Source organism: Salinarimonas sp., from assembly GCF_040111675.1.
Classification (GTDB): Bacteria; Pseudomonadota; Alphaproteobacteria; order Rhizobiales; family Beijerinckiaceae; genus Salinarimonas.
The window spans coordinates 2,431,430-2,448,908 of record NZ_CP157794.1 but is presented as its reverse complement, the minus strand read 5'-3'; the positions used below and the strand labels follow the sequence as shown (position 1 = coordinate 2,448,908).

The following is a 17,479-nucleotide window of genomic DNA, read 5'->3' as shown; positions in this document are numbered from 1 at the left end:
TGGATCGCCGCGCAGCGGCGAGACGGATGGGGCGCGGCGCGAGCCGCGTTCCGCGAAGCGGAAGCCGCCGCCGGACCCCACCCCTGATCCGCTGCGCGGATCGTCCCCTCCCCTACAGGGAGGGAGAAAGACGCCGAGGACCTTCAAGCCATGCCCATCCTCGAATTGCGCCACGTCTCCAAGGCCTTCGGCGCGCTCACCGTGACGGACGACGTGTCCTTCACGGTCGAGCCGGGGGAGACGCTCGGCATCATCGGGCCGAACGGGGCGGGCAAGTCGACGCTGTTCAACCTGATCACCGGGAACGTGCGCGCCGATTCCGGCACGATCTTCCTCGACGGCCTCGACGTCACCCGCGAGAAGCCGATGGCGCGCTGTCTCGCGGGGGTGGGCCGCTCGTTCCAGATCCCGCAGCCCTTCGGCAAGCTCACCGTGTTCGAGAACCTCGTCGTCGCGGCGAGCTTCGGCGCGGGCCGGCGCGAGGCCGAGGTGACCGCGCGCTGCGCGGAGATCCTGGAACGCACCGGCCTGATCGCACGCGCCAACAGCCCGGCCGGCGGCCTCACGCTCCTCCAGCGCAAGCGCCTCGAGCTCGCCCGGGCGCTGGCCACCGATCCGAAGGTGCTGCTCCTCGACGAGATCGCCGGCGGCCTCACCGAGGGCGAGGCGGCGGAGCTCGTCGAGACCATCCGCGCGATCCACGCCGAGGGCGTCGCCATCGTCTGGATCGAGCACGTGCTGCACGCCCTCACCGCTGTCGTCTCCCGCATCCTCGTCCTCGACTTCGGCAAGATCATCGCCATGGGCGCGCCGGACGCGGTGATGGCCCGGCAGGACGTGCGCGAGATCTATCTGGGGATCGAGATATGACGCCGCTTCTCGAGACCCGCGGCCTCGAGGCCGGCTACGGCGACTTCCGCGCCCTTTTCGGCGCCGACGTCACGCTCGGCGTCGGCGAGACGGTGGCGATCATCGGCGCCAACGGCGCGGGCAAGACCACCTTCCTGCGTGCGGTCACCGGCATCCTGAAGAGCGCGCCCGACCAGGTGCTGCTCGACGGCGCGCCGATCGGCGGGCTCGCGCCGGATGCGATCCTCCAGCGCGGGATCGCCATGGTGCCGGAAGGCCGACGGCTCTTCCCCTCGCTGACGGTGGAAGAGAACCTCCTGATGGGCCGCTACGCCCGCAAGGCGCCCGGGCCCTGGACGCTGGAGAGCGTCTACGCGCTCTTCCCCGTCCTGCGCGAGCGCCGCGCGAAGCCGGGCACCGCGCTCTCCGGCGGGCAGCAGCAGATGGTCGCCATCGGCCGCGCGCTGATGGCGAACCCGCTCGTGCTGCTTTGCGACGAGATCTCGCTCGGCCTCGCGCCGGTGGTCATCCGCGACATCTACGCCGCGATGCCGCGGATCAAGGCGAGCGGCGCCTCGCTGATCGTGGTGGAGCAGGACATCGGCCAGGCTCTCGAGGTCGCCGACCGGGTCTATTGCTTCATGGAGGGGCGCGTCACGCTCGCGGGCCGCCCGGCCGACCTCTCCCGCGAGGCGATCCACGACGCCTATTTCGGGAGGGCGCACGCATGATCTGGGTCGAGACAATCATCCAGGGCGTGCTGCTCGGCGGGCTCTACGCGCTCTTCGCCGCGGGGCTCTCGCTCGTCTTCGGCATCATGCGCCTCGTCAACCTGGCGCACGGCGACCTGATCGTGCTCGCCGCCTTCGTGATCCTCACCGCGGTGAGCCTGTTCGGGATCAACCCCTTCCTCGCCGCGGCCATCGCCGCGCCGTTGATGTTCGCGGTCGGCTGGCTGCTGCAGCGCTATCTCCTCAACCGCACGCTCGGCGACGACATCCTGCCGCCGCTGCTGGTCACCTTCGGCCTCTCGATCGTCCTGCAGAACGCGCTGCTCGAGACCTATTCCGCCGACAGCCGCCGCATCCCGGCGGGCACGCTCGAGACCGCGACGGTCGCGCTCGGGCCGATCAACGTGGGGCTGATGCCGCTCATGGGCTTCGTTTCGGCGATCCTCGTCATCGTCGCGCTGAATACCGTGTTCTACCGCACGACGCTCGGCCGCGCTTTCCGCGCCACCTCCGACGACCCGGTCACGGCGAGCCTGATGGGCGTGTCGCCCGGGCGCATCTTCGCCACGGCGACCGGCATCGCGCTGATCGTGGTCACCATCGCCGCGCTCTATCTCGGCGTTCGCTCGAACTTCGACCCGACGATCGGTCCCGCGCGGCTGCTCTACGCCTTCGAGGCGGTGATCATCGGCGGGCTCGGCTCGCTGTGGGGCACGCTCGCCGGCGGGATCATCATCGGCGTGGCGCAGACGCTGGGCGCGGCGATCAACCCCGAATGGCAGATCCTCGCCGGGCATCTCGCCTTCTTGCTCGTGCTGGTCGTGCGCCCGCGCGGCCTCTTCCCGAGAGCCGTGGACTGATGCGCAACGAGCCCGCCCTGCCCCTCTCCGAGGCCGCGTCGGCGCCGTCGCCCTGGCGCGTCGAGACCGCGACGCGCGCCTCGCGCACCTTCGCGATCCTCGCCGTCGCGCTCGTCCTCGTGGCGATCGCCCTGCCCGTGTTCGGCTCGCGCACGCTGATCCAGCAGCTCTTCGGCGTGCTGACCATGCTCACGCTCGCCCAGAACTGGAACATGCTCGCCGGCTATGCCGGCCTCGTCTCGGTCGGCCAGCAGGCCTTCGTCGGCATCGGCGGCTACGCGCTCTTCGCGGGCGTGGTGATCGGCGGGCTCGATCCCGTGGCCGCGATCCTGATCGGCGGGCTCGCGGCCGCGATCCTCGCGGTGCCCACCGCCTTCTTCGTCTTCCGGCTCCAGGGGGCGTACTTCGCCATCGGCACCTGGGTCGTCGCCGAGGTCGTGCGGCTCCTCGTCATGCAGTGGCAGGCGCTCGGCGGCGGCACAGGCACCTCGCTGCCCCGCGGCGCCGTGCGCGGCCTGTGGGGCGTCGAGTGGATCGAGGCGACCTTCGGCGTGCGCGGAGGCGAGGCGCGCGACATCCTCGCCTATTGGCTGGCGCTGGCGCTGGCGCTCGCGACGATCGGCTTCGTCTACGCCTTGATGCGCTCGCGCGCCGGCCTCGGCCTCGCCGCCGTGCGCGACAACGAGGCGGCGGCGGGGGCTGTGGGCGTCGACGCGCGCCGGCTGAAGACGCTGGTCTACTTCTTCGCCGCCTTCGGCACCGGGCTCGCCGGCGCGCTGATCTACATGCAGTCGGCCCGGATCTCGCCCGACGCCGCCTTCTCCGTCCTCGACTGGACGGCCTACGTGATCTTCATCGTGGTGATCGGCGGGATCGGCACGATCGAGGGGCCGATCCTGGGCGTGATCGTCTTCTTCGTGCTGCAGTACTTCCTCGCCGATCTCGGCGCCTGGTACCTGATCGCGCTCGGCGTCATCGCCATCGCCGTGATGCTGTTCGCCCCGCGCGGCCTCTGGGGCCTGATCTCAGACCGCTACGACCTGCACCTCTTCCCGGTCCGCCGCCGGCTGAAGGGACCGAGAACCGATACGAAGGGAGCCTGACGCCATGCCGGACAACACGCAGCCCGAGATCACCACCGACGTCATGATCGTGGGCACCGGCCCGGCGGGCTCGGCCACGGCGGCCCTGCTCGCCTCCTACGGCGTCGACTGCCTCGTCATCAACCGCTACCGCTGGCTCGCCAACACGCCGCGCGCCCACATCACCAACCAGCGCACGATGGAGGTGCTGCGCGACCTCGGGCCGGAGGTCGAGGCCGAGGCGATGATGCACGCGACGCCGCAGCACCTGATGGGCAACAACGTGTTCTGCGCCTCGCTCGCGGGCGAGGAGCTCGGGCGCATGCTCTCGTGGGGCAACGCGCCCCATTCGAAGGCCGAGCACCTGCTCTCCTCGCCCTGCGAGATGAACGACCTGCCCCAGACCTTCATGGAGCCGATCCTGTTCAAGACCGCCTGCTCGCGGGGCGCGCAGGCGCGGATGTCGACGGAATACCTCTCCCACGTCCAGGACGCGGAGGGCGTCACCACGACCTGCCGCGACCGGCTCTCGGGCCGGGAGTTCCAGGTGCGCTCGAAATACCTGGTGGGCGCCGACGGCGGGCGCTCGCTCGTCGCCGAGCATGCGGGCCTGCCCTTCGAGGGCAAGATGGGCGTCGGCGGCTCGATGAACATCATCTTCAAGGCCGACCTGTCGAAATACGTCGCCCACCGGCCGAGCGTGCTCTACTGGGTCGTCCAGCCCGGCGCCGACGTCGGCGGCATCGGCATGGGCCTCGTGCGCATGGTGCGGCCCTGGAACGAGTGGCTGATCGTCTGGGGCTACGACATCGACGGGCCCGAGCCCGTGGTCGACGAGGCCTTCGCCACCAAGGTCGCGCACGACCTCATCGGCGACGACACGATCCCCATCGAGATCACCTCGGTCTCGACCTGGACCGTCAACGACATGTACGCGACCAAGGTGATGAACGGGCGGGTCTTCTGCATGGGCGACGCCATCCATCGCCACCCGCCCTCGAACGGGCTCGGCTCCAACACCTCGATCCAGGACGGCTTCAACCTCGCCTGGAAGCTGGCGATGGTGCTCAAGGGCCAGGCCGGGCCGGCGCTGCTCGACAGCTACGACGCCGAGCGCGCCCCCGTGGCGAAGCAGATCGTCAAGCGGGCCAACAGGTCGATCGAGGAGTTCGGGCCGATCTTCCAGGCGCTGGGCCTGCTCGAGACCAAGGACCCGGTCGAGATGCAGGCGAACATGGACAAGCGCGCCGACAGCGGCCCCGACGCGGAGGCCCAGCGCGCGGCGCTGCGCGAGGCGATCGCGGCGAAGGTCTACGAGTTCGACTGCCACGGCGTCGAGATGAACCAGCGCTACCGCTCGGGCGCCGTCACGACCGACGACGCGCCGGAGCCCGCCTTCGCGGACGATCCGGAGCTGCACGACCAGCCCACCACCTACCCCGGCGCCCGCGTGCCGCACGTCTGGCTCTATCGCGGCGCGCAGACGCTCTCGACCCTCGACGTCACCGGCAAGGGCCGGTTCACGCTCCTCACCGGCATCGGCGGCGAGGGCTGGCTCGAGGCGGCGGCGCGCGTGGGCGAGGCGCTGGGCATCGAGATCGCCGCCTGCCGCATCGGCCCGCGCTGCGACTTCGAGGACCATCTCGGCGCCTGGGCGCGCGCCCGCGAGGTGCGCGATTCCGGCTGCGTCCTGGTGCGTCCGGACCAGCACGTGGCCTGGCGCAGCGAGACGATCGCCGCCGATCCGGCCGCGGAGCTGACCCGGGTGCTGACGACCATCCTCGCGCGCTGATCGCGCCCCAGCCAAGGAGACCTCGCCGTGAGCGCACAGACCGAGCAGGGCTACTTCACCGAGGAAAACTCGGCCGAGGTCGTCATCGGCCGCAACGCCGCCTGCACCGACGAACGCCTGAAGGAGGTGATGGCGGTGATCATCCGCCACCTCCACGCCGCCGTGAAGGAGATCGAGCCGACCGAGGCCGAATGGTTCGCCGCGATCCGGTTCCTGACGAAGACCGGGCACATGTGCGACGACTGGCGCCAGGAGTTCATCCTCCTGTCGGACGTGCTCGGCGTGTCGATGCTGGTCGACGCGATCAACCATCGCAAGCCGTCGGGCGCCACCGAATCGACCGTGCTCGGCCCCTTCCACGTGGCCGACGCGCCGGTCCTGCCCAACGGGGCGAACATCTGCCTCGACCAGAAGGGCGAGCCCATGGTGGTGCGCGGGCGCGTCACCGATTCCGAGGGGCGGCCGATCGCCGGGGCGAAGCTCGACGTCTGGCAGGCGAACGACGAGGGCTTCTACGACGTGCAGCAGAAGGGCCACCAGCCCGACTTCAACCTGCGCGGGGTGTTCGAGACGGACGCGGAGGGGGGCTACTGGTTTCGCGCGGTGAAGCCGAAATACTACCCCATTCCCGCGGACGGCCCGGTCGGACAGCTGCTGGCCCGTCTCGGGCGCCACCCCTACCGACCGGCGCACCTGCACTACATCGTCTCGGCCGACGGCTACGAGACCCTGACGACGCACATCTTCGTGCCGGACGACCCCTATATCGACTCGGATGCGGTCTTCGGCGTGAAGGCGAGCCTGATCGCCGATTTCGAGCAGCGCGACGACCCGGCCCGCGCCGCCGATCTCGGCGTCGGAAACCCGTTCTGGGAGGTGGCGTTCGACTTCGCGCTCGCCCCGCGATGAGGGGCGCCGGCATGCTGGAAGAGCCCGCATCATGACGAAGCCCTGCATCATCTGCGTCGCCATCACCGGCTCGCTGCCGAGGAAGAGCGACAACCCCGCCGTCCCGATCAAGGTCTCGGAGCAGGTGGACTCGGCCCACGAGGCCTTCGAGGCGGGCGCCTCCATCGTCCACGCCCACGTGCGCAACGACGACGAGACGCCCTCCTCGGACCCGGAGAAGTTCGCGCGGCTCAAGCAGGGCGTCGAGAAGCACTGCCCCGGGATGATCGTGCAATTCTCCACCGGCGGGCGCTCGGGGGCGGGCAAGGCGCGCGGCGGCATGCTCGGGCTTCGCCCGGACATGGCCTCGCTCTCGGTCGGCTCGAACAACTTCCCGACCCGCGTCTACGAGAACCCGCCGGACCTCGTCGACTGGCTCGCCGCCGAGATGCGCGAATACGACGTCAAGCCGGAGGTCGAGGCCTTCGATCTCTCCCACATCCACCAGGCCGTCGCGATGAACCGCGACGGCCGCATCCCGGGCGCCCTCTACGTCCAGTTCGTCATGGGCGTGAAGAACGCCATGCCTGCCGACAAGGACGTGTTCGACTACTACGTCCGCACCGTCCGGCGGCTCGCGCCGGACGCGGAATGGTGCGCGGCCGGCATCGGCCGGCATCAGATCGAGCTGAACGAATGGGCGGTCGCCGCGGGCGGGCACGCCCGCACCGGCCTCGAGGACAACGTGCGCCTCGATCGCGAGACGCTCGCGCCTTCGAACGCCGCGCTCGTTCGGCGCGTGGTCGCGCTGTGCGACCGGTACGAGCGGCCCGTCGCGACGCCGGCGCAGGCCCGCGAGATGCTGGGGTTGCGCGCCAGCGCCGAGCGCCGGTCCTGATCTCAGACGACCCGGACGGTCATCGAGCCGAGCCTCTCCACCTCGATCGTCATCGCGTCGCCGGGCTTCACCGCGCCGACGCCCGCCGGCGTGCCGGACAGGATGACGTCGCCGGCCTTCAACTCGAAATAGTGCGAGAGGCAGGAGATCATCTCCGGCACCTTCCAGATCATCTGGTTGAGGTCGCCCTCCTGGCGCAGCGCGCCGTTCACGGAGAGCGCGATGCGCCCCTCGGCGAGATGGCCGATCTCCTCGACCCGGCGCACGGGGCCGACAGGGGCGGAGCGCTCGAAGGCCTTGCCGATCTCCCAGGGACGGCCGAGCTTCTTCGCCTCGCCCTGAAGGTCGCGCCGCGTCATGTCGAGCGCGAGCGCGTAGCCGAAGACGCACTCCAGCGCCCGCTCGACGGGGATGTCGCGACCGCCCGCCTTCAGCATCACCGCGACCTCCGCCTCGTGATGCACGTCGGAGGTCTTCGGCGGATAGGGGAATTCGCCGGAGGGATCGAGGTTGTCGGGGTTCTTCTGGAAGAAGAACGGCGGCTCCCGATCCGGGTCGTGCCCCATCTCGACGGCGTGGGCCGCGTAATTGCGCCCGATGCAATAGACCCGGCGCACCGGAAAGGACCCGCCGCCCGCCACGGGCACGGACACCGTCTCCGGCGGGGCGATCACGAAATCGGACATGGAGCACTCCCTTCTTCAGCTGGCTTATGGCTTGTCATACGGCGAAGCTGTGCTAGGATCAATCCCGACCAATGCGGATCAAGTAGAAAAAATCCGGCTTGATCCGCGCAAATCGGCCGATGGCGAGCACGATATGGACCAATTGCGCGACCAATCCGGCAGCATCGCGACCCTGGCTCCGGCAGGTGGCCGGGAGGACGACCCGGTCGATCGGCTGCGCGCCTTCATCCGCGAAGGCGGCTACGCGCCGGGCGATCGCCTGCCTCCCGAGCGCGAGCTGATCGTCAGCCTCGACGTGTCGCGCACCGCCCTGCGCAAGGGGCTCGACGCGCTCGAGCGCGAAGGCGCGATCTGGCGGCACGTCGGCAAGGGCACCTTCGTGGCCAAAGGGGAAAGCGTGGCGCCCGGCGGGCCGCTGGTCGATCTCGGGCGTCAGCTCACGCCCTTCCGGATGATGCGCGCACGCATCGCCGTCGAGCCCGCCATCTCCCGCGAGGCCGCCATCAACGCCTCCGGCGAGGCGATGATGCGCATGCGGCTCGCGATGGAGCGGGCCGCCGCCGCCTCGACCTGGGCGGAATACGAGCGGCAGGACGACGCCTTCCATCGTTCGATCGCGGAGGCGAGCGACAACCTGCTGCTCGTCGCGCTGTTCGATCAGCTCAACCAGGTGCGCCGCGCCGTGGCGTGGGGCGCCGTCACCCGCGAGACCGTGCGCCCTCCGGCGGACCATTCGAGCTTCGCCGAGCACGAGGCGATCGCCCGCGCCATCGCCGACCGCAATCCGGAAGCCGCCTACGAAGCCATGCGCGCGCACATCCGCTCGGTGTCGGCGCGCCTCTTCGAGGGCGAGCATTAGGCATTCCGGCGAGCGTCCCGGAAAGAGGGCGCCGCCGCGAGGAGAAGAGGAAACGTCCAAGGGAGGACAGCATCATGACGCTCGCAAGACGGAGCCTGTTGAAGACGATCGCCGGTTTTGCGGCCGCAGCCGGCATCGCGGTCTCGGCCGGTACGGCCGCCGCCCAGGGGGATCCGTTGAGGGTCGCGCTGGGCGACATCGCCAGCGTGGAGAGCCTCAACCTCCTCGTCGCCATGGAGCGCGCCGAGGAGCGCGGCGTGCCGATGGAGATGACCTTCTTCAACTCCGAGGACGTCGCGGTCCAGGCCGTGCTCTCGGGAGAGGCCGATATCGGGGTGGGCGCGCCCTACGCCTTCATCGCCAACTCGGAGGCGCCGATCCGGATGTTCTTCCGGATGTCGACGCTGCTGTTCTTCCCCGTCGTCAATTCCGAGGTGTATTCGAGCTGGCAGGATCTCGACGGCGAGGAGGTCACCGTCCATTCCCGCGGCTCGGGCACGGAAGCCCTGATGCGGCTGATGGAGCAGGTCCACGGCATCGAATATTCCAACATCTCCTACGTGCCGGGCTCGGAGGTCCGCGCGGGCGCGATGCTGCAGGGGACGATCGACGCCTCGATCGTGGACGCCGCGAACTTCCGGCTCCTGCAGGAGCAGGGCGGCGGCAAGTTCGTCCGCCTGCCGCTCGACGGCGTCAACGCCACGGACGAGGCGCTCTACGCCAGCACGCGGGTCCTGGAGAGCCGCGCCGACGACATGCAGGTCTTCGTCGAGGAGCTGTTGCGCACCTGGGCGGACGTCGCCGAAAACCCGGCGATCGTCGGGGAGCTGCGCGAGACCTACGGGCTCCTGCCGGACCTGCCGGCCGACGTCGCCGCCGAGGCCGTCCCCTACTATGCCGAGGCGGTCGAGAACGGCATCTATCCGACGGACGGCGGGGAGCCGCAGGACGCGATCGACGACCTGAAGTTCCTCTCCGCCGCCGGCTCCTTCGAGGGCGACCCGTCGAGCGCCGACCCGGCCGCCTTCTGGGACTTCTCGGTGCTCGACGCCGCCAAGGCGGCGAACTGAGCGCCGATCGGCGATCCGAGCCGAAACGGGTCCGTCCCGGCCGGGCCGGGGCGGACGATCCCATCGGAGGACATCATGGCGACGGCAGGAACAGGGGCCGCGGCGACGGGCGTCGTCTCCGGCCCGACGAGCCGCGCGCTCGACGCTCTCGGCGGCGCGCCGCTTCTGTGGCGCCTCGTCTCGCTCGCCGTCTTCTGCGCGGCCTGGGAGATCGCCGGGCGATCGAACTTCAACTGGGCCTTCCCGAGCTTCCTCGAGACGATGGCGGCGCTCTGGGGCATGATCGCCGACGGCTCGCTCGGCGCGGCCTATCTGCGCACGCTGGAGCCGCTCGTGATCGGCCTCGTCGTCTCCCTCGGGATCGGGGTCGGGGCCGGCGTGCTGATGGGTCTCAGGCAGGACGTCGAATGGGTGAGCCTGCCGGTCTTCATCACCATGCAGGCGGCGCCGATGGCCGCGCTGATCCCGCTCATCACCTTCGTCTACGGGATCGGGCTCACCGCGAAGGTGCTGGCCGTGTGCATGCTCGCCATGCCGGTCATCGCCATCAACAGCTACAAGGCCGTGCGCAACGTCACGCCCTCGCTCGTGGACATGAGCCGATCCTTCATGGGCACGCCCCGGCAGCAGGTGTTCAAGATCGTCCTGCCGGCGGCGAGCCCGATGATGTTCGCCGGCATCCGGCTCGGCGTGGCGGAGGGCTTCTCCGGCGTCGTTCTCGCCGAGCTGCTGATCACGCCCACCGGCATCGGCGACCTGATCACCTTCAACCGCTCCATCGCGAAGTTCGCGGAGATGTACGCGGTGATCCTCTCGATCGTGGTCTTCGCGGTCGTCACCGTCTCGCTGCTGCACCGGCTCGAGACGACCCTCTTCCGACCCGAGAAGCGAGGCGCGTGATGAGCATGGCGATTCCCCTCACCTCCAGCCAGGCCGCCGCCCCGGCTCCGGAGCCGATCATCGGCGTGCGCGGCGTCCACAAGGTCTATGGCGGCGGGGTCGTGGCCTTGAAGGACATCGACCTCGATTTCGGCCGGGGCGAGCTCACGAGCCTGCTCGGACCCTCCGGCTGCGGGAAGACGACGCTCCTGAAGATCATCGCCGGCCTGCTCGAGCCGACATCGGGCGATGTGACGGTGAACGGCCGGCGCGTCGACGGGCCGGGGCCCGAGCGCGCCTTCGTGTTCCAGGACTTCGCGCTGATGCCCTGGGCGACGGTGCTGCGCAACGCCGCCTTCGGGCTCGAGCTGCGCGGCGTCGCACGATCCGTGCGCGAGGAGCGCGCGCGCCACTACATCGCCGAGGTCGGCCTCGCCGGCTTCGAGGAGAAGTACCCGCACGAGCTCTCCGGCGGCATGCGCCAGCGCGTCGGACTCGCCCGGGCCCTGTGCGTCGACGCCGACGTCCTCCTGATGGACGAGCCCTTCTCGGCGGTGGACGAGCAGACGCGCCGCAAGTTCCAGGAGGATCTCCTGCGCCTGCGCGAGATCGAGAAGAAGACCTTCATCCTGGTCACGCATTCGATCGAGGAGGCGGTCTACCTGTCGGACCGGATCGTGCTGCTCTCCCCGCGGCCGGGGCGCCTCAACCGGATCGTCGCCCCGCGCATCGACCGCTCGGGCGACCCCGACCTGATCCGCCGCAACCCGGAATATCTCGACCTGATCGGCGAGATCTGGGCCGGCCTGCGGGCCTACGTGGAGTGAGGCGATGGAGATCCACGGCTTCCGAGTCCCGAAGATCGCGGCGCTGCTGTTCTGGGCGGCCCTGTGGGAGATCGTCGGCCGGTTCGAGCTCCTGCTGCTCTTCCCGCCCCTCTCCGAGGTGCTGGCGTCCCTCGACGACGTGATCACGACGCCGAGCTTCCTCGACGCCGCGCGGATCACGGTGGCGGCCTATCTCGGCGGGCTCGCGCTCGCCGTCGTCGTCGGCGTCGCGCTCGGCATGCTGATGGGGCTCGTCCGGGCCGCCGACCAGCTGCTCAACATGTGGGTCAACGTCTTCCTGTCGGCTCCGCTCTCGGCGCTCGTGCCCGTCATCATGATCCTGTTCGGCATGGGCATGCCCACCGTGATCGTCACGGTCTTCATGTTCGCGGTGTGGATCATCGCGCTCGACACGCGCGCGGGCGTGCTGCACGTCTCGCCCTCGCTCGTCGAGATGTCGCGCTCCTTCGGCGCCTCGCGCTGGCAGCGCTTCCGGATCGTGCTCTACGCGGCGCTGCCCGAGATCCTCGCCGGGATCCGGCTCGGCGTCATCCGCGGGGTGAAGGGCGTGGTGATCGGCCAGCTGCTGGTCTCGATCATCGGCGTCGGGGCGTTGTTCTCGCTCTACTCGCAGAACTTCCTGATGGCGCATTTCTGGGCGCTGATCCTGATCCTCTTCGCCTTCGCCCTGACCCTCGCCGATCTGGTCGGGCGGCTCGAGGCGCGCATCGAGTACTACGCCGGCGCGCGGAGCTGACCGTCTCGCGGCCGGGCGCGACGCCCCCGTCGTCCGGCGCGCACAGTCAAGCCCATCCGGGCCGCGGGACCGCCTATCGCGGCTCGCGCGAATCGCGCCTTGCCGCCGCGCGCCGCCGGGGCGACCATGCTCCGCACGGCCGATCCGCAGAGAGCGCCCCTGCCGACGAGGGGGCGGCGACGAGTCCGGCCTAAACCCGCCGAAGGAGCACCGACGCGACACCGATCACGACCCACGACGAGCAGGAGGGCCCGCGGATGACCGTCACCTCACTCCACACCTTCGCCGCCCGTGTCCGGGAGGCGCGGCGCATCCGCTTCGGCGACCTGCGCCGGCTCCAGCGCGACGTCCTTCCCGACGGGATCACGTCGCGGGAGGAGGCCGAGATCCTGCTCGAGATGGACCGTGCGGCCGATCGCGCCGACCCCGATTGGCCCGGCTTTCTCGCCGGCGCGCTGAAGGGCTACGTCGCCAGCGCCGCGACCTGTCCGGGAGGGCCGCCCCCCGATCTCGTCGCCTGGCTCTCCTCGCGCATCCCCGCGCCGCGCACCCGGGCCGCGCGGGCCGTGGTCGACGGCCTCCGCGCGGAGATGGAGGCGGTCGCGGCGGATCCGGGCGAGGAGGCTGCGATCCCCGTCGAGCCGGACGCGCACGAGGCGTGCACGCGCGCGCCGAGCGCCGACCTCCGGGCGATCGCGTAGCCCGCCCCGATCCCGGAACGGCTCAGCCTCCGGCCGCGTTGACGCGGTCCGGAGGAAGGAGCTTTTCCGATGCGCAAGCGAATCGTCGTCGCCGCGCTCGTCTACCTGCCCGTGAACGCCGTCCTGTTCGGCATCGGCGCGGTGACGATCCTGGCCGTGCCCGCGCTGAACGCGCAGGCAGCGACCCTCATCCCCTGGGTCGTCGTGGCGAGCTTCGTCCTCGCCGCCCCCATCGCCTGGGCGCTCGCCCCGCGCCTGCAGGCCCGCGCCTTCCGCAAGCAGCGGCGCGAGGCGGGAATTTCCGAGGAGGAGGTCCCCCGCGACGGGACGAACGGGCGGCCCCGCGCGTCGCGCTAGGGGAGATGGCCGCGCTCGCGAAGCCAGTCGGCGAGCGCCCGGCGGATCATCTCGGGGCGGCCGGGCTTGGGCTCGGGCTGCGCCGCGATGGCGGCGTCGACGGCGGCCTCCAGCTCGGGATAGAGCCGCAGCCCCACGGGCTTGCCGATACCGGTGGGCGGCCGGCCGCGCGACTTCTTGCTATCCTTCGCCGAGGCCATTCGCCGATCAGCTTTCCTTCAGGAAACCACGCCCGCGCAGCCACTCCGCGAGCGCGCGACGAACCATTTCCGGGCGGCCGGGCTTGGGCTCCGGCTGCGCCTCGGCGGCGGCGTCGACCGCCTCGATCATGTCGCGGGCCATGCGCACGTTCACGGCTTCGGTGTCCATGCGCGGCCGGCCTCGCCGAGATTTTTTAGCGCTATCTATTGACATCTTTCATTCCTAGCGCTAGAAAAGCGGCGAGCGCAAGAGGGTGGAGCCTCTCGCTCTCGCCTGACCACACACGATCCCAAGGAGATCGCATATGGCTACCCATACCTCTACCGCGCCCGCGGACGGCGCGCACGCCCCTTCCATGCCAGCGGCCTACGGCGCCGCATTGCGCGACCTGGCTGCGGGCGCCGTCGCGCTGGAGACGGCGTACCGCGCGGAGGGTGTCGAAGGAATCGCTCTCGACGAACGGCTGCGCGGGATGCGCGGCACGGCCGAGGACGTCGTCCGGCGCATCGCCGACCTCCCCTGCTCGACGCTCGACGGGCTCGCGGCCAAGGCCGCGGCGCTCGCCTGGCTCGACGGCGGCGCGCCCGACGCCGAGATCGCGACCGCGCGCGAGACGCTGGCGGCGCAGATCGCGGCCTTCGTCGCGCAGGCCCTCCCCGCCGCCGCGCCCCCGACGCCGACCATCGGCCGCGACCTCGTCGACCTCCACGATTCCCTCGACCGCATCGCCCGCCGCTGCGCCGGCGTGTCGCTGGCGCTGCTGTCGCTTACGCCGGAGACGCGCGAGCCGCTGACGATGCTGCTGGAGGACGTGACGGATTCGCTCGCGGATTTGGGGGAGAGGTTGGGGGTGATTCGGGAGGGGGTGAGTGGGAGGTGAGGTGCCGTGGGGGCGCGGGGCCATGCTCGGTGCGCTAGCCGCGCTAGCGGGCGCGCGCGGGCGCCAGTCGGCGGCGGCGGCCGAGGTCGCGACGATCTCGGCGACCCCGCCACGGGAGCTGGCCCTCAAAGCCGCACTCGCGCCCGAGGACGGGCTCGCCGATCACGCCGCGCCGCCGAGCGCGCGGGTCAGCTTCGCCTCGACCTCGACCCGCGGTCTTCCGAACCGGAGCTCCGCCCATGCGCCTCGTCTACGCCATTGTCCGCCGCGCCTTCCGGCATAATGCCGTCACGTTGAGGCGCGCGGGCTTCGTCTGATTTCCTTCGTCGAGGTCACCACCCTGAACGCCTTGCCGAACAGGGCATTCGGGCTGATTTCCTCGCTCTAGGATGCGGACTCATTTCGCGGCAAGCCAAATCCGGATCGCGGCGAGCTTGAGCGCGGCGAGGAAGTTGTCGGGCGAGCGGTCGTAGCGCGTGGCGAGGCCGCGGAAGTGCTTGATGCGATTGAAGAAGCGCTCAACGAGGTTTCGCTGGCGGTAGAGCCAGGAGCTGAACGGGAAGCTGCCCTTTCGGATCGCGCGGGGCGGGATGTTCGCCCAGGCGCCGCGTTCGGTCACCGTCGCGCGGATCGCGTTCGTGTCGTAGGCGCGGTCGGCGATCAGGATGGCGTCTTTCGCGACGAGCGGAAGGAGCTGCTCGCAGGCCGGTGCGTCGTTTGCCTGCCCTGCGGTGAGCAGGAGGCGAACCGGCCGCCCTTCCGCATCGACGAGGGCGTGGATCTTGGTCGTCAGGCCGCCGCGGGAACGTCCCATGCGACCATCTCCGGCGGCCTCCGAATCCCCCTTTTTCCCGCGGCCCCGTGCTGGTGGACGCGGACGCAGGAGCTGTCGATCATCACGATGTCGCCGTCGTAAGCCTCTGAGACGGCGTCCAGAATTCGGTCCCAGACGCCTGCTTTCCGCCATCGGACGAAGCGGTTGTAGAGCGTCGTGCGCGGGCCGTAGCGCTCGGGCACGTCGCGCCAGGGCGCACCCGTCCGGAAGCGCCAGACGATCCCGTTGATCACCCGCCTGTCGTCCACCCGGGGCACGCCGCGCACCTTGTTCGGCAGAAGCGGCTGGATGATCGCCCATTCCTCGTCGGTCAGCTCATGGCGGCGCATCGAATCCTCCCTCGATCAGGAAGGTTGAATCATCCTACGCTCGAGCGATCAAATCCGCTTTGCCGTTTATGGGGCCAGAGCCTAGTCACCGCCCCGCTCAGCTCGTTTCCGCGGGCCTCGTTCCTTGTGAGCGAGCCGGATCAGCCCGAATTGTACTCTCGCGACCGAGAGGGTATGCAGGTCGCACGTGCAGCGCGCAGTGTATGGGCGAGCGATGAGCCTCCTTCCCGCGGACACCGCCAAAGCGATTCTCGAGGGTGCTAAGGCGGCCGGCCTCGACCGGCATGCCGTGCTTCTCCTATTGCTGGCGCTGATCACCGGCGGACTGCTCCTTGGCGGCGTCAATCCATGGGCAGCACTCGGCTTCCTTGTCGTTTCCTTTCTGTTGCCCACTCTAAGAGAAGTGATCGCGGGTTGGGGGAAACTTGACGAAAAGCGTGGTATCGTAGCGCTTGAACGTGATCGTGCGCGCGTCACCTACCAGGAGCATAAGCGCGTCCTGACGGCTGACGAACCCGAACTGCCGTTCGAACCGCACGCGCAAAGCGGCGTTGAGCCAGTGTCCAAGGAGGGACCGAACCGTGACTGACCTGCTCGGAACCATCGCTCTCGTGGTGGCGGGCGCCGGGGTGGCGCTGTTCCTCGAGTACTGCCTACGCCTCTACCGGGACAAGCTCCGACGCGACATCAACGTCCTCGACGGCGCGGCACGCCTCCTGCGTGCTCACCGCTCGATGGTCGACGCCGTCATGGCTTCGGACGAAGTGCCGCAGATCATCAAGTCCTTCATCGTCGACTTTTCGGAGCAAACCCTCCGTGAGGAATCGGCGCGGTCGTTCATCGTTTTCATGCGCATGAGCGGAAGCGAGCCGGCTCCAAGTCCGGAGACTGAGCGTCAACGAGAACTGGCCGTAGCCCTCGACGATCTCCAGACGCGCTCGCCTGAAACCCATGAGCTGGTCGTCAGCCTGTTTCGAACTGGACTTGCGGCGATGATGACTCAGTGGCCGGACGTCACCCGCGAGTTCGAGGCGTGCATGGCTGAGCTGGCGGCCGAGCCTCGCCAAAAAGTGCTGCGCGCGGCGCAATACGTGAAGCGGGATCATCGGAACGACCACGACGCCGGCATCCCCGTCGCTGCCTGATGCGCTACCCTTCTAGACGAGCCCCGCCCCTCCACCGGCGGGGCTGTTCTTGTTGGAAGCGCACTGGCGTCGCTCCCGCTGAGTGATCCGGCAACCCCCGCACGCGTTCCTGTCGACGATCGCCCGCGCCTCGTCTTCCGACCATGGCCCTGTGTTCGATCGCCGACCCATCTGCCCAGTAGACCTGCAGGTCACCGCCCGGCCGGAAGCGTCCGAAAAATTGTCGAAAATACCACTCAGGGTGGATCAGCCGCCTGCAGCGGATATGATAGGCGGAAGGAGCGGAGCGAGCGTGCTGGCGGCGACACCGATACCGAGTTGCTCTAGACGCGGGGCCAGGCGCAGCCAAATCCGCCGCACCCGCCCGGCCTCAGGTTGCTCGTCCAGCGCCTCGCGCCGAAGTGCGACTAGGTCGTCGAGGGCCTCATCGCGCTCGTCCGGTCGTGATTGCGAAGCCAATATCGCGGCCTCGACTTCCTGAAGTCTAGCCAGGAGCGGTCCAGGGTCCCAAACCCCGACCTGCTGCCCACCGCTGACGACCATGCGAGCTCCCGGACTTCCGGCCTGCACGTTGGCGATGCCTCCGCGCGCGTCGACGTGGACGGAGTGGCTCACCGCTCCGGCGGCGTCTGACGCGCCCAGCCCGAGTCGCACATCTTCCAAGATACCAAGATGCTCGCTCTCGAAAGAAGCCGCGAGATCACGTCTAACATCGGGGAGGCGCACAGATATGTTGCGCGTTCGATTGTCGTACTCGCTAAGCACTTTCGAGGCGATCGACGCAAACACGGGTTCGAGTTCATGCGCCTCAGAACCGGCTTCAGCCTTCAGCACGCGCTGGAAAATGAATGAC

At 69.6% G+C, this 17,479-nt stretch carries 20 protein-coding genes and 1 pseudogene; 17 read left to right on the top strand and 4 right to left on the bottom strand.

All coding sequences use genetic code 11. The features are described 5' to 3' along the window. Positions 1-150 precede the first annotated feature (150 nt). The 7 genes from ABL310_RS11370 to ABL310_RS11340 are packed head-to-tail and all read left to right on the top strand — an operon-like array spanning position 151 to position 7,100. Entirely contained in the window at positions 151-870 is a 720-nt protein-coding gene (locus ABL310_RS11370; RefSeq protein ID WP_349371788.1) for an ABC transporter ATP-binding protein, read from the top strand. Then, positions 867-1,580 carry an ABC transporter ATP-binding protein gene (locus ABL310_RS11365; protein ID WP_349371787.1) on the top strand — a complete coding sequence of 238 codons (714 nt, stop codon included), beginning with the start codon at positions 867-869 and terminating at the stop codon, positions 1,578-1,580. The genes ABL310_RS11370 and ABL310_RS11365 overlap by 4 nt, the downstream gene beginning before the upstream one ends. After that, complete coding sequence (locus tag ABL310_RS11360) at positions 1,577-2,440, top strand: branched-chain amino acid ABC transporter permease (protein ID WP_349371786.1); 864 nt, start codon at positions 1,577-1,579, stop codon at positions 2,438-2,440. The genes ABL310_RS11365 and ABL310_RS11360 overlap by 4 nt, the downstream gene beginning before the upstream one ends. Then, positions 2,440-3,543: a branched-chain amino acid ABC transporter permease gene (locus tag ABL310_RS11355; protein WP_349371785.1), complete on the top strand. Its 1,104-nt coding sequence runs from the start codon at positions 2,440-2,442 to the stop codon at positions 3,541-3,543. The genes ABL310_RS11360 and ABL310_RS11355 overlap by 1 nt, the downstream gene beginning before the upstream one ends. Before the next feature lie 4 nt (positions 3,544-3,547). Next, positions 3,548-5,314, top strand: a complete 1,767-nt coding sequence (locus tag ABL310_RS11350; protein WP_349371784.1) for an FAD-dependent monooxygenase — start codon at positions 3,548-3,550, stop codon at positions 5,312-5,314. Positions 5,315-5,341: 27 nt separating this feature from the next. Then, the gene (locus ABL310_RS11345) at positions 5,342-6,223 is read left to right on the top strand and encodes an intradiol ring-cleavage dioxygenase (protein ID WP_349371783.1); all 882 of its coding nucleotides are present in this window, start codon (positions 5,342-5,344) and stop codon (positions 6,221-6,223) included. A 31-nt stretch (positions 6,224-6,254) separates the two neighbouring features. After that, positions 6,255-7,100 (top strand): 3-keto-5-aminohexanoate cleavage protein, encoded by an 846-nt coding sequence (locus ABL310_RS11340; RefSeq protein WP_349371782.1) that lies wholly within the window; start codon positions 6,255-6,257, stop codon positions 7,098-7,100. A gap of 2 nt (positions 7,101-7,102) precedes the next feature. Here the strand turns inward: ABL310_RS11340 and ABL310_RS11335 are convergent, their stop codons facing one another. Further along, complete coding sequence (locus ABL310_RS11335) at positions 7,103-7,786, bottom strand: fumarylacetoacetate hydrolase family protein (protein ID WP_349371781.1); 684 nt, start codon at positions 7,784-7,786, stop codon at positions 7,103-7,105. Between ABL310_RS11335 and ABL310_RS11330 the strand changes: the two genes are divergently transcribed. The 7 genes from ABL310_RS11330 to ABL310_RS11300 all read left to right on the top strand — a co-directional run bounded on the left by ABL310_RS11330 (position 7,785) and on the right by ABL310_RS11300 (position 13,236). Then, the gene (locus ABL310_RS11330) at positions 7,785-8,645 is read left to right on the top strand and encodes a FadR/GntR family transcriptional regulator (RefSeq protein WP_349371780.1); all 861 of its coding nucleotides are present in this window, start codon (positions 7,785-7,787) and stop codon (positions 8,643-8,645) included. The genes ABL310_RS11335 and ABL310_RS11330 overlap by 2 nt on opposite strands. A gap of 74 nt (positions 8,646-8,719) precedes the next feature. After that, complete coding sequence (locus tag ABL310_RS11325; protein ID WP_349371779.1) at positions 8,720-9,715, top strand: ABC transporter substrate-binding protein; 996 nt, start codon at positions 8,720-8,722, stop codon at positions 9,713-9,715. A 75-nt stretch (positions 9,716-9,790) separates the two neighbouring features. Then, positions 9,791-10,615, top strand: coding sequence for an ABC transporter permease subunit (locus ABL310_RS11320; protein ID WP_349371778.1), 825 nt, complete (start codon positions 9,791-9,793; stop codon positions 10,613-10,615). After that, positions 10,615-11,421 carry an ABC transporter ATP-binding protein gene (locus ABL310_RS11315; protein ID WP_374730387.1) on the top strand — a complete coding sequence of 269 codons (807 nt, stop codon included), beginning with the start codon at positions 10,615-10,617 and terminating at the stop codon, positions 11,419-11,421. Before ABL310_RS11320 ends, ABL310_RS11315 begins: the two co-directional genes overlap by 1 nt. A gap of 4 nt (positions 11,422-11,425) precedes the next feature. Next, positions 11,426-12,178, top strand: coding sequence for an ABC transporter permease subunit (locus tag ABL310_RS11310; protein WP_349371776.1), 753 nt, complete (start codon positions 11,426-11,428; stop codon positions 12,176-12,178). A 257-nt stretch (positions 12,179-12,435) separates the two neighbouring features. Beyond that, positions 12,436-12,879, top strand: coding sequence for a hypothetical protein (locus ABL310_RS11305; RefSeq protein WP_349371775.1), 444 nt, complete (start codon positions 12,436-12,438; stop codon positions 12,877-12,879). A 69-nt stretch (positions 12,880-12,948) separates the two neighbouring features. Further along, on the top strand, positions 12,949-13,236 hold the full coding sequence (locus tag ABL310_RS11300) for a hypothetical protein (RefSeq protein ID WP_349371774.1): 288 nt from the start codon (positions 12,949-12,951) through the stop codon (positions 13,234-13,236). On the opposite strand, the gene ABL310_RS11295 is transcribed toward ABL310_RS11300, so the two are convergent. Together ABL310_RS11295 and ABL310_RS11290 are read right to left on the bottom strand one after the other, a co-directional pair. Continuing rightward, complete coding sequence (locus tag ABL310_RS11295) at positions 13,233-13,436, bottom strand: hypothetical protein (protein WP_349371773.1); 204 nt, start codon at positions 13,434-13,436, stop codon at positions 13,233-13,235. The genes ABL310_RS11300 and ABL310_RS11295 overlap by 4 nt on opposite strands. A 7-nt stretch (positions 13,437-13,443) precedes the next feature. Continuing rightward, the gene (locus tag ABL310_RS11290) at positions 13,444-13,605 is read right to left on the bottom strand and encodes a hypothetical protein (RefSeq protein ID WP_349371772.1); all 162 of its coding nucleotides are present in this window, start codon (positions 13,603-13,605) and stop codon (positions 13,444-13,446) included. Positions 13,606-13,741: 136 nt separating this feature from the next. Between ABL310_RS11290 and ABL310_RS11285 the strand changes: the two genes are divergently transcribed. Next, positions 13,742-14,317 carry a hypothetical protein gene (locus ABL310_RS11285; protein ID WP_349371771.1) on the top strand — a complete coding sequence of 192 codons (576 nt, stop codon included), beginning with the start codon at positions 13,742-13,744 and terminating at the stop codon, positions 14,315-14,317. 397 nt (positions 14,318-14,714) lie between these two features. Here the strand turns inward: ABL310_RS11285 and ABL310_RS11280 are convergent. Further along, positions 14,715-15,481 (bottom strand): annotated as a pseudogene (locus tag ABL310_RS11280) (IS5 family transposase). A gap of 214 nt (positions 15,482-15,695) precedes the next feature. Here ABL310_RS11280 and ABL310_RS11275 point away from each other — a divergent pair. Next, positions 15,696-16,070 (top strand): hypothetical protein, encoded by a 375-nt coding sequence (locus tag ABL310_RS11275; RefSeq protein WP_349371770.1) that lies wholly within the window; start codon positions 15,696-15,698, stop codon positions 16,068-16,070. Beyond that, positions 16,063-16,626, top strand: coding sequence for a hypothetical protein (locus ABL310_RS11270; RefSeq protein WP_349371769.1), 564 nt, complete (start codon positions 16,063-16,065; stop codon positions 16,624-16,626). Before ABL310_RS11275 ends, ABL310_RS11270 begins: the two co-directional genes overlap by 8 nt. Positions 16,627-17,479 lie beyond the last annotated feature (853 nt).